This is a genomic window from Streptomyces sp. NPDC051909 (genome assembly GCF_040681095.1).
GTDB lineage: Bacteria > Actinomycetota > Actinomycetes > Streptomycetales > Streptomycetaceae > Streptomyces.
Genome location: NZ_JBFAYA010000013.1, coordinates 129,536 through 145,330, shown reverse-complemented (window position 1 = coordinate 145,330; position 15,795 = coordinate 129,536). Strand labels below are relative to the sequence as shown.

The window sequence follows — 15,795 nt, the reverse complement described above, 5'->3', positions numbered from 1 at the left end:
CGGACCATACTTGCCGGTATGACGCCCGCGTACGACGCTCTCGTGCTCGCCGGCGGCGCTGCCCGGCGCCTCGGCGGCGCCGACAAGCCCGGAGTACGGGTCGGCGGCCGGCCCCTGCTCGACCGGGTCCTCGCCGGCTGCCGCGACGCCCGCCGCACCGTGGTCGTCGCCGCACCGCGCGCCACCGCCCGCCCCGTCGAATGGACCCGCGAGGAACCGCCAGGCGGCGGCCCCGTCGCCGCCCTCGACGCCGGCCTGCGCCGCCTCGCCGAACCCGGCGGACCGGCCGAACACGCCGAACCCGGCGAACCCGCCGAATCCCCCGAGCCCGGCGGACCGGCCGGATCCGCACGGCTCGCCGCCCGTGCCAGTACGACCGGCTCCGGCGCCGGCCCGGACCACGGCCCGGACCACGGCCCGGACCATGGCGCCGACTCCGATACCGCCGCCCCGCTCGTCCTGGTGCTCTCCGCCGACCTGCCGTTCTTCGACGCCGCCGCCGCGCGGCTCCTGGTGACCGCGCTGGAGGCCGCGCCCGAGGCCGAGGGCGCCGTCACCGTCGACGCCGACGGCCGGGAGCAGCCGCTGGTGGCGGTGTATCGGGCCGGGGCGCTGCGGCGGGCGCTGGCGCGGGCCGTGGGCGCGCACGGGGGGCCGGCGGGGCTTCCGCTGCGCCGGGTCACCGGAGAACTGCGGATCGTGCGGGTGCCCGCCGGGGGTGCGGCCTCCTTCGACTGCGACACCTGGCAGGACATCGTCACGGCCCGGGCGAGGATCAGGGAGCATGGGACCGTGCTGGATGAATGGATCACCGCAGTCAAGGACGAACTGGGCATCGACCTGGACGTCGACACCGGTCTGTTGCTCGACCTGGCCCGCGACGCCGCGCACGGCGTCGCCCGCCCGGCCGCGCCGCTGACCACCTTCCTGGTCGGGTACGCGGCGGCGAGCGCCGCCGGGGCCGGCGGCGGCCGGGAGGCCGTCGCCCAGGCCGCGGCCAAGGCCGCCGCGCTCGCCCAGCGCTGGGCGGCCGAGCAGGACGAGGCCGGATGACGATGAAGGAGCGCGTGCCCGACGACGGCGTGGAGGACGCCCTCGCCCTCGTCGGCCGCCGCCGAACCGATTCCGCGCCCGCGGCGTCCCAGTCGCCCCAGGCGCCGCAGTCGCCCGGCGCACCCGAGTCCGCCAAGGCCGAAGAGCCTGTCGGTCCTGGCGAGTCCGTCGGGCCCGCCGGTTCCGTGGCTCCCGCGCCGCAGACGCCTGGCGCACCCGCGCCCGCGCCCGCACCCGCACCCGGCAAGGCCGTCGGCCGCGCCGAGGCCGGCGACTCCGCCGACCCTGCGCGTCCGGCGCCGCAGGCGCCCCCCGCCAAGGCCGTCGACCCCGGCCGATCCGCCGACCACCCCCGACCCGCCACCCCCGGCCCCCGCGCCGAGCGGCATGCGGCCACCCCGTGGCCCGAGGCCGGGGCGGTCGCGGCGCGTGCCGGGGCGGAGGCCGCCCGGGCGGGGACGGCGCCGCGACCCGTGACGGTGCCGCTGGGCCGGGCGCTCGGGAGGGTGCTGGCCGAGCCGTTGCGGGCGCTCACCGATCTGCCCTCCTTCGACACCTCCGCCATGGACGGCTGGGCCGTCGCGGGCCCCGGGCCCTGGTGGATCGACGCCGAGGGCGCCGTCCTCGCCGGACACGCGGGGGCCGCCGAGCTCGCCGACGGCGACGCCGTGCGGATCGCCACCGGCGCCCGGGTGCCGGCCGGCGCGACCGCCGTCGTGCGCAGCGAGCACGCCCGTACCGACGCCGGCGGCCGGCTGCACGCCCTGCGGACCGTGACGCACGGTCAGGACATCCGCCCGCGCGGCCAGGAGTGCCGCACCGGCGACCGGCTGCTGCCCGCCGGCGGCATCGTGAGCCCCGCCGTCCTCGGTCTCGCCGCCGCGGCCGGCTACGACGAACTGACCGTGCACCCGCGCCCCCGGGTGGAGGTGCTGGTCCTCGGTGACGAACTCCTCACCGCCGGGCTGCCCCACGAGGGCCTGATCCGGGACGCTCTCGGTCCCATGCTCGGCCCCTGGCTGCGCGGACTCGGCGCCGAGGTCCTGGGCACCCGCCGGATCGGCGACGACGCCGAGGCGCTGTTCGCGGCCGTCACCGGCTCCGCCGCCGACGTCGTGATCACCACCGGCGGGACCGCCGCCGGACCGGTCGACCATGTGCACCCGGTGCTCGCCAAGGCCGGTGCCACGCTGCTGGTCGACGGTGTGAAGGTGCGCCCCGGGCACCCCATGCTGCTCGCCGCGCTCCCCGGTGCCCGCCATCTGGTGGGCCTGCCCGGCAACCCGCTGGCCGCCGTGTCCGGGCTGCTGACGCTGGCCGAGCCGCTGCTGCGCGCGCTCGCCGGACGGCCGGGCCCCGCCCCGTACCGCCTGGAGGTACGCGAGGAGATCCAGGGGCACCCGTACGACACCCGGCTCGTGCCGGTCGTCCGCGACGGAGGCGAGGCCATGCCGCTGCGCTATCACGGGCCCGCGATGCTCCGAGGAATCGCCGCCGCCGACGGCATGGCCGTGGTGCCGCCCGGGGGCGCCGCCGCCGGGCAGACGCTGCGGGTGCTCGACCTCCCCTGGCTCGCGGGCCTCCTCGGGACGGCGGACGACGGCGCGGCGGACGGCGGCGCGGCGGACGAAGGGGCATGTTTCACGTGAAACTTCCCAGCCGGGACGCGATGGCGCGGCAGGCCGACGAGCGGGTGTCGGGCCCCCGGGTCACCCTGCCCCGCAGGGTGGTCGAGAAGCCGCTGCGCCAGGTCGGCAAGCGCCTCCTCATGGCCCTCGGCGTACTGGTCGCCACCGTCCTCATCGTCTACGCCGACCGCGACGGCTACCACGACAACGCCGACGGCACGCTCGACTTCCTCGACTGCGCCTACTACGCGACCGTCACCCTCTCCACCACGGGCTACGGCGACATCGTCCCGTACGGCGACTCGGCGCGGCTCGCGAATATCCTGCTGGTCACGCCGCTGCGCGTGCTGTTCCTGATCATCCTGGTCGGCACCACCCTGGAGGTCCTCACGGAGCGGACCCGGGAGGAGTTCCGGCTGAACCGCTGGAGGGCCACCTTGCGCGAGCACACCGTCATCGTCGGGTTCGGCACCAAGGGGCGTTCGGCGATCCAGACGCTGTGCGCGACCGGGCTGCGCAAGGACCAGATCGTCATCGTCGACCCGTCGACGAAGGTGATCGAGGCGGCCAACGCCGACGGTTTCGTCGGCGTCGTCGGCGACGCGACCCGCACCGATGTGCTGCTCCGCGCCGAGGTGCAGAAGGCCCGTCAGATCGTCATCGCCACCCAGCGCGACGACACGGCCGTCCTGGTCACCCTGACGGCCCGCCAGCTCAACCGGGGCGCGAAGATCGTCGCCGCGGTCCGCGAGGAGGAGAACGCGCCGCTGCTGCGCCAGTCCGGCGCGGACGCCGTGATCACCAGCGCCAGCGCCGCCGGCCGGCTGCTCGGTCTGTCGGTGCTCAGCCCCAGCGCGGGCACCGTGATGGAGGACCTGATCCAGCAGGGCTCCGGGCTGGACCTGGTCGAGCGCCCGGTGACCAAGGCCGAGGCCGGCCGCGGCGTCCGGGAGACGAACGACCTGGTGGTGAGCGTGCTGCGCGGTCACCGGCTGATCGGTTACGACGACCCCGCAGCCAGCCCGCTCCAGCTCACCGACCGGGTGATCACCATCGTGCGGGCCGCGCCCGTCACGCCGCTCACGACGCCCGCCGAGGACTGACCCCCACCGGGCCCCACACCCGTCGCTCCCGCCGGGCCCCACACCCCGTCGCCCCCGTCGGGCCGCCGCCCGCCCCGCCGCCCGGTCCCGGAGTAGCCTCGCCGACATGCATGCGATCACGATTCCGGAACCCGGCGGGCCCGAGGCGCTGGTGTGGGCCGAGGTGCCGGACCCCGTCCCCGCCGAGGGCGAAGTGCTCGTCGAGGTGGTGGCGAGCGCCGTCAACCGTGCCGATCTGCTCCAGCGCCAGGGGTTCTACGACCCGCCGCCCGGCAGCTCCCCGTACCCCGGTCTCGAATGCGCGGGCCGGATCGTCGCGCTCGGTCCCGGTGTCTCCGGCTGGGCCGTCGGCGACGAGGTCTGCGCGCTGCTCGTCGGCGGCGGGTACGCCGAGAAGGTCGCCGTACCCGTCGGGCAGTTGCTGCCCCGGCCGGAGGGCGTGGACCTGGTGACGGCCGCCGCGCTGCCCGAAGTGGCCTGCACGGTCTGGTCGAACGTCTTCATGCTGGCCCATCTGCGGCCCGGCGAGACGCTCCTCGTGCACGGCGGGGCGAGCGGTATCGGCACCATGGCGATCCAGCTGGCCAAGGCGGTCGGCGCGCGGGTCGCGGTCACCGCCGGCGGACCCGAGAAACTGGCCCGCTGCGCCGAGTTGGGCGCGGACATCCTCATCGACTACCGCGAGCAGGACTTCGTCGAGGAGCTGCACAAGGCGACCGACGGGGCCGGGGCGGACGTCATCCTGGACATCGTCGGCGCCAAGTACCTGGACCGGAACATCAAGGCCCTGGCGGTCAACGGGCGTCTGGTCGTCATCGGTCTGCAGGGCGGCGTCAAGGGCGAGCTCAACCTGGCCGCCCTGATGGCCAAGCGGGCCGCGGTCCTCGCGACCACCCTGCGCGCCCGGCCGCCGGCGGAGAAGGCGGCGGTGGTCGCCGCCGTCCGCGAGCACGTGTGGCCGCTGGTCGCCGCGGGCACCGTCACCCCCGTCGTGGACCGCACCGTGCCCCTGACGGACGTCGCCGAGGCCCACCGGGTCGTCGAGGCGAGCGGCCACGTCGGCAAGGTGCTGCTGGTGGCGCCGAAGGCCTGACACACCCGCACCTGGACCCCCACACGAAGAGGCCCGGTACGAGCGGCTTCCACCGCCCGTACCGGGCCCCAGGCCGTACAGGGACAAGACCCTCTACAGGTACGGCCCCGAGCCGACCGCCCGCCCGCGCTGCGGGCCGTGGTCGTCGTCATCGTCGTGCGGCGCGCCGGGCGGCAGTGCGCGGCGCATCTGCTCCAACTGGGCGCGGGCCGCCATCTGCTGGGCGAACAGCGCCGTCTGGATGCCGTGGAAGAGGCCTTCGAGCCAGCCGACCAACTGGGCCTGCGCGATGCGCAGTTCCGAGTCGGAGGGGATGGCCTCGTCGGTGAACGGCAGGGAGAGCCGCTCCAGTTCCTCCACGAGCTCCGGAGCGAGCCCGTCCTCCAGCTCCTTCACCGAGCTGGCGTGGATCTCCTTGAGCCGTACGCGGCTGGCCTCGTCGAGAGGTGCCGCCCTGACCTCCTCCAGAAGCTGCTTGATCATGCTGCCGATCCGCATGACCTTCGCAGGCTGCTCGACCATTTCCGTCACCGGGACCTCGCGGGATTCGTCGTCACCCTGAGTGCCGCCGAGCGCCATCCCGTCCTGGCCCACGATGAGGACCTGGGGGCTCTCCTGCGACCTGTCATTCCTCGGCATCTCCATGCCGCCATTCTCTCGCACACACGCTTCATCACACGGTGTGCCCCCGGAGGAGGGTGATCCACCCTCCTCCGGGGGCACAGTCGGCAACGACCCGGCAACGAACGTCAGTGCGCGGCGCGGCGGGCCAGCGCCCCGCGGGAGCGGGTCACCAGGGCCGCGAGCAGGGCGGCGCCGAGCGGAACGGCCACCAGGAGCGCGGCGAGCGTCTCCCAGGGCACGACGATCGGCATGACCGGCGGCCCGTCGGGGCCGCCCCAGCCCTCGGCCAGGGTCTGCTCGTAGAAGCGGACCGCCTGCCGCTCCTCGGCGAGCCGGAGCCCGATGGCGGGCAGCACACCGGCGGCGGAGCCGAGGATCACACCCATCGCCGCGACGACTCCGCACTGGAAGCCGCTGAGGGTGCGGCGCACCCGGGGCGGGGCCCCCACCGCGGACAGCGTCTTCAGATCGGCCTCGGCGTCCGCCTGGGCGAGGCCGGTGGCGATGCCGGCCGCGCCGATGGTGACCAGGCCGGCGAAGACGGTCAGCGCGAGCAGCACCAGGCTGTTCTTGCTGACGTAGCCCTCCTCCAGGGTGAGGTCGACCTGGCTGCCCAGCTTGGCGATCTCGCCGTCGAGCTTCTGCCGCTGCTCGGTGCTCGGCAGCCGGTCGGTGGTGAAGTACGCGCCCATGGGGGTGGTCGTCAGTCCGGCGGCCTTGGCGGCGGCGGGGGTGAGGATGCTCTGCACGCCGTACGAGAGCGGCTCGCCGGGCACCTGGTAGGCGGGCAGGGACTTGATCTCGCCGGGCAGCGGCTTGTTGTCCTGGGAGGCCTTGTCGTAGGCCGCCGTGTCGGTGATCAGCCGGACGCCGACGGTGTTGTTCGTCCTGTCGACCTGCGGCGCGCTGAAGCTGACCAGCTTCCCCTCGGCGAGGGCCTTGGCGGCGCCCGGGTCGGTGATGCCGAGGACCTTCAGGATCGGGGCGTCCGCGATGAGCATGCCGCCCTCCACGTAGACGCCTTCGCCCCGCATGCCCTGGCAACGCCAGTCGTCCTGGCGCAGCTTGGTGCGCTGTGCCGGGGTGAAGCGCTCCGAGGGGTCGGACCCGTCCGGCATCTGCACCCAGAACGGGCACTCGTTGGCCTTGGGGGTGACGACCTCGAAGCGGCCGCAGCCCTGGCCGCCGCCCCAGCTGTCGCAGCCCGGCTTGCCGACGGCGATCCGGGACACGTCGACCCGGGAGTCGACGGGGAAGAAGCGCTGCACGGCCTCGCGGACGGCCGGCGCGTCCCGCCCGCCCTCCTCGGTGACGATGGCGGCGACGGCGCCGTACGGCAGCTTCGGCTGGTACTCCGCCCTGTCTCCCGCGTCGCCGCTCGCGGCGTACGTGGAGACGGCGACGGTGCCCGCGACGGCCGCGAGGACGGCGGCGACGGCCGGGGCCGTACGGCCCCGGTTGCGCACGGCGTCGCGCAGCGCGAGCCGCGGCGACAGCGGCAGCCAGCGCCCACTGCGCCCGAACAGTCCGACCAGGGCCGGGGTCAGGGCGACCACGCCCAGTTCGGCGATGGCCGAGCCGCCCGCGACGATGAGGAACTGCTCGGTGAAGAGCGAGCCGTACAGCGCGATCGTGGCGCCGAGGGCGACGGCGATCAGGCCGAGGACGGGCAGCACCCTGCTGGAGCGGCGGACGCCGCGGCGGCCGGTGAGGGAGGCGAGGACGGTCTGCCGGGAGGCGGTGACCGCCGGGACGATCGCGGACAGCAGACCGGTCAGGACGGCGAGCCCGGCGATCCCGAGCAGTTCCAGCGGCCGGATGGTGAAGCCGCCGAACCGCGCCCCCATGTACTCCTCCAGGAGCGGCCGGAGCGCGAAGGTGAGGAGCAGGGCGAGGGCCGTGCCGACGAGGGCCGCGGCGACACCGATGACCAGGCCGCCGCTCAGCACGATGGCCCGGATGTGGCTGCGGTTGCCGCCGTTGGCGCCGACGAGACCGAGCTGGCGGCGGGAGCGGCGGGCGCCGACGGCGAAGGCCGGGCCGGCGAGCAGACAGATCTCCAGCATCGCGAGGCCGACCACGGTGGCGACGGCGGCCAGCGCGGCGGCGTTGCCCGCGGCGCTGTCCTCGTAGCGGTGGAAGTCGTCCCGCTGGTAGAGCGGGACCTCGGAGTCGGCGGGCGGGTCGAGAGTGACCGCGCGCGAGACGACCAGGACGCCCTTCTTGTTGATCTCCTGGACCATGTTCCACGTGAAACCACCGGACTTCGTCACCAGATAGGTGGTGGAGACGTCGGGCTTCGGGAGGCCGGCCTTCTCGACGGCGGCCGCGTACGGCGCGAGGAAGGCCCCCGGCAGGGCGTTGACCTCCTCGGTCTTGAGGTCGCTGGGCAGCTCGTAGGCGCCCGTGATCCGGTACTCGCGGTCGAAACCGCGGGCGGTGAGGGCCGAACCGACGGTGAGCCCGCTGCTCTTCAGGAACGCGGTGCTCGCGGCGAGCTCGTCGTCCTTCTCGGGGAAGCGGCCCTCGGTGAGGGTCATGATGCCGCGCGCCATCGGGTCGGCGGCCTTCAGCTCGCGCACCTGGGTCTGCAGCAGACCGTGCACGGTGGTCAGCTTGGCGCCGCCGTGGCTGTCGGTGAGGACCGTCGAACCGGCCGGGATGGCCTTGGTGACGTCGGTCGGACCGCTGGGCCAGGGCTTGTTGGACTTGGTGAAGTCCTCGACAGGAGTGTTCTGCTCGCCCTGGGGGTCCTGGAGCACCGGCACGCCGTCCATCTGGGCGTCCGTCAGCTGCGCGTCGGCGGCGCCTATGGAGCGCTCAAGGCGCTGCTCGGCGCTGAGTTCGGAGCTGCGGATGGTCAGTTGGAAGGCGCTCACGCCGAGAATCGGCAGGGCGATCATCGCGAGGACGAGGAAGCTGCGGCCCTTGGAGCGCCAGGCGTCACGGCGGGCGATGCGGACCGCGGCCCGCCAGGAGTGGAACCAGGTCGTCACTGCTGCGCCGCCCGGCCGGTCAGGAGCGAGTCGGCCTCGCTGCGCACGGTCTGGTCGACGACGGAGCCGTCCCGCAGGAACACCACGCGGTCGGCCCAGGCCGCGAACCGCGGCTCGTGGGTGACCAGGATGCCGGCGGCGCCCGCGTCGCAGCGGGAGCGGAGCAGCGCGAGCACGGACTCGCCGGTCTCGGAGTCGAGGGCGCCGGTGGGCTCGTCGGCGAGCACCAGACGGCGGTCGCCGACCAGGGCGCGGGCGATGGCCACGCGCTGCTGCTGGCCGCCGGACATCTCGTCGGGGAAGCGGTCGGCGAGGTGGCCGAGGTCCATCTCGGCGAGCGCGGCGAGGGCCTCGGTGCGGGCCTTGCGGGCGGACACCCCGTCCAGTTCGCGGGGCAGGGCCACGTTCTCGGCGGCGGTCAGGGCCGGGATGAGGTTGTAGTCCTGGAAGACATAGCCGATGCTGCGGCGGCGCAGCGCGGCGAGCTCCTTGCGGCCCACGGCGGTGATGTCGGTGCCCTCGACGACGACCTGGCCGGAGCTCGGGGTGTCGAGGCCGCCGGCGATGGTCAGCAGCGTCGACTTGCCGGAGCCGGACGGGCCCATGACGGCGACGAGTTCGCCGGGGTAGACGTCGAGGTCGACGCCGCGCAGGGCGTGCACCTCCGTGGCACCCGAGCCGTGGACTCGGGTGAGGTTGTGCAGGCGCAGCACGGGCTGCTGCTGGACGGTGGTCATGGAATCCCCCTCGGGCGTACGCCGGCGAACAGCCGTGTGCGGAGCGGCCGCTGACGGCACCGGACGTACGTACGGTCTGGGTCTCGATCGGAATCGGACGATCTGGACGGGACAGTGGGTCTTACGGGTCGGTCGGGCTCGTGGGCCGGTCGGTCTTACGAGTCGGTCTTACGGGCCGGTCGGGCTCGTGGGCCGGTCGGTCTTACGGGCCGGTCTTACGGGTCGGTCGGACGCGCGGGTACGGCGCCGGGTCAGCGCCGCCGCGCGGTGCCGGTGCGCTGGGTGGAGGCGGCCCCCGTGGCGACCCCTGCCGGGCCCGCGTTCCCCGCCGCCTCTCCCTTCGCCGCGGCCGCCGCCGAGAGGCGGATCAGGCGCGCCTCGCAGTGGTCGAGCCAGCGCGCCTCGGCCTCGGTCTGGAAGATCAGCTGCTCCAGGACGAGGAGCCAGGCGACGTCGTCGCGTTCCTGGGCCCCGCCGCGCTCCACGGCGGTGATCGCCTGAGCCTTGAGCCGGGTGTAGTCCTGCATGGCCTTCACCGTGTGGCGGCGCTGCGACTGGATGACGTCGCGGATGTCGACCCCGGGCGCCCCGACGGCCATGGCGAGCTTGATGGCCAGCTCGTCACGGGCCGGACTGGTGCGGTCCACGGGGTTCTCGAACCAGCTGCGCAGCTCGGTGCGCCCGTTGTCGGTGATCGCGTAGAGCGCGTGGCCGGCCTCGTCCTCCCCGTCCTGGACGACCATCCCGTCCCGTTCGAGACGGTTGAGGGTCGTGTAGACCTGGCCCACGTTGAGCGGCCAGGTGGAACCGGTGCGGGACTCGAACTCGGTGCGGAGCTGCGAGCCGTAGCGCGGACCGCGTTCGAGGAGGGCGAGAAGCCCGTGGCGGATCGACATACCGAGTATGTATACCGAGTAAGTCGGCGAGGACAAGCGCCGTACGACGGATCCGGAAGGTCCGACTCAAGGGGGACCCGGCGGCCCGGCCGGGCCGGGTCCGGTACTCAGCGGCGCCGCATCCGGATCCCGAGGAAACCGATGCCGAGACCGACCAGGGCGAGCCCGACGCCCAGGGTGAGCACGGGAATCTGCCGGTCGGAGAGGTGTGCGGCGCTCTCCGCGCCGATCCCCGCGCCGGCCGCCGGAAGCTGATCGGGCGGGCTCGGCACGACCGGCGCGTCCGTCTCGGGTACGACGTCGACCGGGTCGTCGGCGCTCGATTCCGGCTCCTCTTCTGTTGCCGTTTTGGTACGAGCGGAGTCGTCCGGACTCGTCGGCGCCTCCTCGGCGGGGGCGGCGGGCCTTCCGGGCCGCTCCCGGCCCTCCCCCGCCGCGCGGCCCGCGAGCGAGGCGGAATCGCTGGGCGCGGCCGGCCCGGAGGGCGTGCCGCCGGAGGCGGAGGCGGCGGGGGTGGAGCCGTGCGCCCCGGCCGTCCCGGAGGGCTTGGCGGAACCGCTCGGCGCGGGCGCGGAGGAGCCGGGCGGCTCGGGGGAGCCGGTCGCGGAGGGCGAGGCCGAGGAGGGTGCGGAGGGCGACGCGGAGCCGCTGGGCGAGGGGGCGGGCGTGGTCGCGCCGCGCGAGGTGCCCGGGGCCGTCGCCGTGCGCGAGGGGGTGGGGTTGGCCTCGCCCCCGTATGCCGGTGTGACCGCGCCTGCCGCCAGCCAGCAGGCGAGGACGGGCGCGAACGCCCGCGCACGAGGACGTGATCCTGGAGTCACCGGGTGACCCCCTCCCGTACCGAGCCGCCGAGTCGAGTTGTTCAACTCAGCGTCACATGTCGGGGCAAAGCAGGCATCCCGGACAGGCCCACCCGTGGGTGGTCCTACCCGGGACCCCAGGTCGGACGGCTACCGGACGGCTACTGCGGCGGGTTGCCGGTGGAGATCTCGAGGTTGAACTCGGCGTCGTCCTTGCTGATGTCCGTGCCCTGGCGCGGGTACTGCGTCATGACCGTGCCCTGGCCGTAGGTGGCCTCGTCCACCGACGACTCCGCCTTGATCTTCCAGCCGGCGGCCTGGATGCACGCCTTCACCGACTCAAGGTTCTTGTAGGTGAAGTCCGGCACCTCGAACTTGTCCGGGTCGCTGCTCGACTCGCGCGGCTCGGTGCACTTCTTGGTGTCGATGGTCTTGCTGTAGTCCGGGCCCTTGTGACCGGGGGCGCTGCTGGTCGTCTGGCTCGGGTCCGCGTTGCCGCCGCCGCCCGTGTCCTTCCCGGAGTCCCGGTCCATCAACGAGATGCCGGTGATGGTGCCGGCCACGACGATCAGGGCGATCGCACCGATGGCGATCTTGTTGCGGCTCAGGCCACCGCCACCCGCACCGGTGCCGCCCACGTGCGACTGGACCGTGTACGGGCCGGGCGCGGGCGTCGGCAGGGGCGCCGGGGTCTGGTAGACGGGCGCCGGGGCCGGCGTCTGCGGATACCCGTAGGAAGGAGCGGGCGCCGGGGTCGGGACGCCGTACGGCCCGGGCTGCGGGGTGTGCGGCATCGGCGCCTGGTACGGGGTCTGCATGCCGTGCGTGGACGGCGGCGGGGTCTGGCCGACCGGCGGGAAGACCGCCGAGCCGACGCCCGAACCGCTCTGCACCGGGCCGCCCGCGACGATCACCGGCGCGCCGGTCTGCCCGGCGGACAGCACCCGCAGGCACTCGTCGCGCATGGCGGCGGCGCTCGGGAACCGCTCGTTCGGGTTCTTCTTCAGGGCGCGGGCCACCAGCGCGTCCATCGCGGGGGTGACCGAACGGTTCACCGTTGACGGCGCGACCGGCTCCTCCTGGACGTGCGCGTAGGCGATGGCCAGCGGCGAGTCCGCGTCGAAGGGCAGCCGGCCCGTCAGCAGCTGGAAGAGCATGATGCCGACCGAGTACAGGTCGGAGCGGGCGTCGACGCCGCGGCCCAGGGCCTGCTCGGGGGAGAGGTACTGCGGGGTGCCGACGACCATGCCGGTCTGGGTCATCGAGGTGACCCCGGACTGCATGGCGCGGGCGATGCCGAAGTCCATGACCTTGACCACGCCGCGCTTGGTCATCATCACGTTGCCCGGCTTGATGTCCCGGTGGACCAGGCCCATTTCGTGGCTGGTCTCCAGGGCCGCGAGCACGTCCGCGGTGACCTTCAGCGCCTTGTCGGCCGGCATCGCGCCGTACTGCTGCACATCCGCGGCGAGCACCGAGCCGAGCGGCTGGCCCTCCACGTACTCCATGACGATGTACGGCATGACGGCGCCGTCGAGGCTGTCCTCGCCGGTGTCGAAGACCGACACGATGTTGGTGTGCGACAGCTTGGCGACGGCCTGTGCCTCGCGGCGGAAGCGTTCGCGGAAGGACTGTTCGCGGCCGAGCTCGGTGTGCAGCGTCTTGATCGCGACCTGGCGGTCGAGCGCGCTGTCGTACGCAAGGTAGACGGACGCCATGCCGCCCTCGCCGAGCAGGTCGCGCAGCTGGTACCGGCCGCCCGCGACCGAACCGCCCGCATAGCGGCCCTGTGCGCCGTCCTGGCTCATCTCGTGCTTCCCCCTACGCGCGCGTGGCGGCGCTGATCCGGAATTTCCTGGCCAAGTCTGCCCGAGGGCAGTGACACGTCAAGCCGCGCCCCGCTTCGGTGCCCGATCCGTGACCCTCCGCACAGCGAATGTCCCGGAAGCGTGACAGGAACGCCATGGATTTGCACAGGCGTACGTGCAGGGAGTGGGATGGCCCATTCATGGCGGACCGTGATGTCGTACGGAGCCTGTAGCGTGACGACTGGACACGGCACAACAGACGACGGCGAGGACTGATGGCACCCGAATCCGAAGCTGGTGGCGGAGTGCCGGACGCGTCCGCCGAGTCCTGGGGCGTCGGAGGCGTCGTCGGCGACGGACGCTACCGGCTGACCCACCGTCTGGGCCGTGGCGGCATGGCCGAGGTGTTCGCCGCCGAGGACGTGCGGCTCGGCCGCACGGTCGCGGTGAAGCTGCTGCGCGCCGATCTCGCCGAGGACCCGGTCTCCAAGGCCCGCTTCACGCGCGAGGCCCAGTCGGTCGCCGGCCTCAACCACCATGCGATCGTGGCCGTGTACGACTCCGGCGAGGACTTCGTCGGCGGTCAGTCCGTGCCCTACATCGTGATGGAGCTGGTCGAGGGCCGCACCATCCGCGACCTGCTGATCAGCGCCGAGGCGCCCGGTCCCGAGCAGGCGCTCATCATCGTCTCCGGCGTCCTGGAGGCGCTGGCCTACTCCCACCAGCACGGCATCGTGCACCGGGACATCAAGCCGGCCAACGTCATCATCACCCACACCGGTGCGGTCAAGGTCATGGACTTCGGCATCGCGCGCGCCCTGCACGGCGCGCAGTCGACCATGACGCAGACCGGCATGGTCATGGGCACGCCGCAGTACCTCTCCCCCGAACAGGCGCTCGGCAAGGCCGTCGACCACCGCTCCGACCTGTACGCGACGGGCTGTCTGCTCTACGAACTCCTGGCGCTGCGGCCCCCGTTCACCGGCGAGACCCCGCTGTCGGTGGTCTACCAGCACGTCCAGGACACGCCGATCCCGCCGTCCGACGTCGCGCAGGCCGCGCCGCCGGAGCTGGACGGCCTGGTGATGCGCTCGCTCGCGAAGGACCCGGACGACCGGTTCCAGAGCGCCGAGGAGATGCGCGGCCTGATCCAGTACGGGCTGCAGATGCTCCAGGAGCAGGGCGGCCACACCGGCATGTGGAACACCGGCCCGGTCGAGACGCACGACGGCATGCACACGCCGGTCGGCGGCGTCGCCGCGACCTCGGTGCTCGGCCACCCCATGCACCACGACACCGCGCAGGGCCCGATCCTGCCGCCGCTCAACCCCGAGGACGGCGCCGCGGGTTACGGCTCCGGGGGCTACGACGGCGGCCATGGCGGCCACGGCGGTTACGGCCAGGACGGCTACGGCGCGGCGGGCGGCAACGGGAACAAGGGCGGCCGCGGCAAGGTGCTGCTGTTCCTGGCGCTCGCGCTGATCGCGATGATCGCGGGCGTGGCGTACGCGCTGGACAAGGCCGGCGACAAGGGCGACGGCGGCAACACGAAGCAGCCGACGGTCACCGACTCCCCGTCCACCAAGAACGAGTCGCCGACCCCGTCGGACGAGCCGAGCGACGAGACCGAGTCGCCCGACTCGTCGAGCGGCGGCAACGACCAGCCGTGGACTCCGCCCACGAAGACGTGGACGCGGGAGCCGACGCACGAGCCCACGAAGACGCAGGAGCCGACGAGCGAGCCGACGGGTTCGACGGACGGCGGTACGGGCACGAGTACGGGTACGACGGAAGGCACGACGGAGGGCACCACCGAGGGCTCGTCCTCGGGCACGTCGACCGGGACTTCGACGGGTACGTCGGAAGGCTCGACGACCGGCACCTCGTCCGGTACGACCGGCACCTCGACGGGTACCTCCACCGGGGCCTCCACGGGCACGTCCACCGGAACCTCGTCCGGCACCTCGACCGGCACCACCGGCGGCTGACCCCGCCGCTCTCACCCCGTGAACGCGTCGCGCACCGCCTCGTACTCACGGGTCCACCACACCGCCAGGGCCGACACCGCGGGGAACAGCAGGTCGGCCCTGCGGTCGTGCAGCTGGTAGCGCCAGCGCAGCGTCCAGAAGTCGTTGAGCCGCTCCCACCACACCCGTTCCACCGCCGCGGCCAGCTCGGCGCCGTCCGCGCCCGTCGCGCGGCGGTAGGCCCGCGCGTACGCCCGCACCTTGTCCAGGGCCAGTTCGCCCGCCGGCCGTACGAAGAAGATCGCGGCGGCCCGGACCGCCTCCTCGGCGCGGGGGCGCATCCCGAGCCGGTCCCAGTCGACGATCGCGGCCGGTTCGGCGCCCCGGTAGAGCAGGTTGAAGGGGTGGAAGTCGCCGTGCACCCAGCCGGTCGCGGCGGCGGCCGGCGGGCGGCGGTGGGCGTGCGCGGCGAGCAGCACCCGGCGTTCGAGCAGCCGGTGCTCGGCGAGCTCGTCGAAGCCGTCGCGCGGGCGGCGGGCGCGGACCAGGCGCAGGAGGTCGTCGATGAGCCGGAAGGTGTCCTCGGGGCGGGCGCTCTCGTGGCCCCGGTCGGGCACGGGGGACTCCGCGGGGGACCCCATGACCCGGTCGAGGCCGGTGTGCACCCGGCCGAGGAGGCCGCCGAGCCGGCGGCAGCCGCCGGCCGACAGCTGGCCGCCGTCGCGGTGCCGGCCGTCGATCCAGGGGTGGAGGGCGTAGCAGCGGCCGCCGATGACGGCGACGGTGCGGCCGCGGCCGTCGGGGAGCGGCGGGGCGACGGGCAGACCGAGGGCGTGCAGCCGCTGGGTGGCCCGGTGCTGGCGCACGATGGTGTCCCGGTCGGCGGTCCTGGCGTCCACGTGCTGCTTGAGGAAGTAGGCGCCGCGGGTGGTGGCGAGCCGGTAGCCGCGGTTCAGCAGGCCCTGGGCCACGGGCTGGCAGGACAGCGGATCGCCGGCGCCGGGGTAGCGGCGCAGCAGGGCGCGTACGGGCGGAGCGGGGAGGCGCGGGGCCGGGGGTACAGATGAGCGCGGCACTCCGCAGATGTTAG

Annotated in this window: 12 protein-coding genes; 5 read left to right on the top strand and 7 right to left on the bottom strand. The window is 73.9% G+C overall.

Going from position 1 to position 15,795, the window contains the following annotated elements:
- The first annotated feature begins 18 nt into the window (after nt 1-18).
- The 4 genes from AB0M18_RS21870 to AB0M18_RS21855 all read left to right on the top strand — a co-directional run bounded on the left by AB0M18_RS21870 (nt 19) and on the right by AB0M18_RS21855 (nt 4,877).
- On the top strand, nt 19-1,053 hold the full coding sequence (locus tag AB0M18_RS21870) for a DUF6457 domain-containing protein (protein WP_365760445.1): 1,035 nt from the start codon (nt 19-21) through the stop codon (nt 1,051-1,053).
- Nucleotides 1,050-2,702, top strand: coding sequence for a molybdopterin molybdotransferase MoeA (locus AB0M18_RS21865; protein ID WP_365760443.1), 1,653 nt, complete (start codon nt 1,050-1,052; stop codon nt 2,700-2,702). The genes AB0M18_RS21870 and AB0M18_RS21865 overlap by 4 nt, the downstream gene beginning before the upstream one ends.
- Nucleotides 2,690-3,784, top strand: coding sequence for a potassium channel family protein (locus tag AB0M18_RS21860; RefSeq protein ID WP_365760441.1), 1,095 nt, complete (start codon nt 2,690-2,692; stop codon nt 3,782-3,784). The genes AB0M18_RS21865 and AB0M18_RS21860 overlap by 13 nt, the downstream gene beginning before the upstream one ends.
- 106 nt (nt 3,785-3,890) lie before the next feature.
- A complete protein-coding gene (locus AB0M18_RS21855) occupies nt 3,891-4,877 on the top strand; it encodes an NAD(P)H-quinone oxidoreductase (protein ID WP_365760439.1) in 987 nt (328 codons plus the stop codon).
- 93 nt (nt 4,878-4,970) lie between these two features.
- Here the strand turns inward: AB0M18_RS21855 and AB0M18_RS21850 are convergent, their stop codons facing one another.
- The 6 genes from AB0M18_RS21850 to AB0M18_RS21825 all read right to left on the bottom strand — a co-directional run bounded on the left by AB0M18_RS21850 (nt 4,971) and on the right by AB0M18_RS21825 (nt 12,738).
- Nucleotides 4,971-5,522 carry a bacterial proteasome activator family protein gene (locus AB0M18_RS21850; protein WP_365760437.1) on the bottom strand — a complete coding sequence of 184 codons (552 nt, stop codon included), beginning with the start codon at nt 5,520-5,522 and terminating at the stop codon, nt 4,971-4,973.
- A 104-nt stretch (nt 5,523-5,626) separates the two neighbouring features.
- Entirely contained in the window at nt 5,627-8,497 is a 2,871-nt protein-coding gene (locus AB0M18_RS21845; RefSeq protein WP_365760435.1) for an ABC transporter permease, read from the bottom strand.
- The gene (locus tag AB0M18_RS21840) at nt 8,494-9,234 is read right to left on the bottom strand and encodes an ABC transporter ATP-binding protein (protein ID WP_365760433.1); all 741 of its coding nucleotides are present in this window, start codon (nt 9,232-9,234) and stop codon (nt 8,494-8,496) included. The genes AB0M18_RS21845 and AB0M18_RS21840 overlap by 4 nt, the downstream gene beginning before the upstream one ends.
- 251 nt (nt 9,235-9,485) lie before the next feature.
- Nucleotides 9,486-10,130 carry a PadR family transcriptional regulator gene (locus AB0M18_RS21835; protein ID WP_365760431.1) on the bottom strand — a complete coding sequence of 215 codons (645 nt, stop codon included), beginning with the start codon at nt 10,128-10,130 and terminating at the stop codon, nt 9,486-9,488.
- A 107-nt stretch (nt 10,131-10,237) separates the two neighbouring features.
- Complete coding sequence (locus tag AB0M18_RS21830; RefSeq protein WP_365760429.1) at nt 10,238-10,951, bottom strand: hypothetical protein; 714 nt, start codon at nt 10,949-10,951, stop codon at nt 10,238-10,240.
- Nucleotides 10,952-11,091: 140 nt separating this feature from the next.
- Nucleotides 11,092-12,738: a protein kinase gene (locus tag AB0M18_RS21825; protein ID WP_365760427.1), complete on the bottom strand. Its 1,647-nt coding sequence runs from the start codon at nt 12,736-12,738 to the stop codon at nt 11,092-11,094.
- A 275-nt stretch (nt 12,739-13,013) separates the two neighbouring features.
- Between AB0M18_RS21825 and AB0M18_RS21820 the strand changes: the two genes are divergently transcribed.
- Complete coding sequence (locus tag AB0M18_RS21820; RefSeq protein ID WP_365760425.1) at nt 13,014-14,726, top strand: protein kinase; 1,713 nt, start codon at nt 13,014-13,016, stop codon at nt 14,724-14,726.
- 11 nt (nt 14,727-14,737) lie between these two features.
- Here AB0M18_RS21820 and AB0M18_RS21815 read toward each other — a convergent pair whose 3' ends face one another.
- Nucleotides 14,738-15,781: a phosphotransferase gene (locus AB0M18_RS21815; protein ID WP_365760423.1), complete on the bottom strand. Its 1,044-nt coding sequence runs from the start codon at nt 15,779-15,781 to the stop codon at nt 14,738-14,740.
- Nucleotides 15,782-15,795 lie beyond the last annotated feature (14 nt).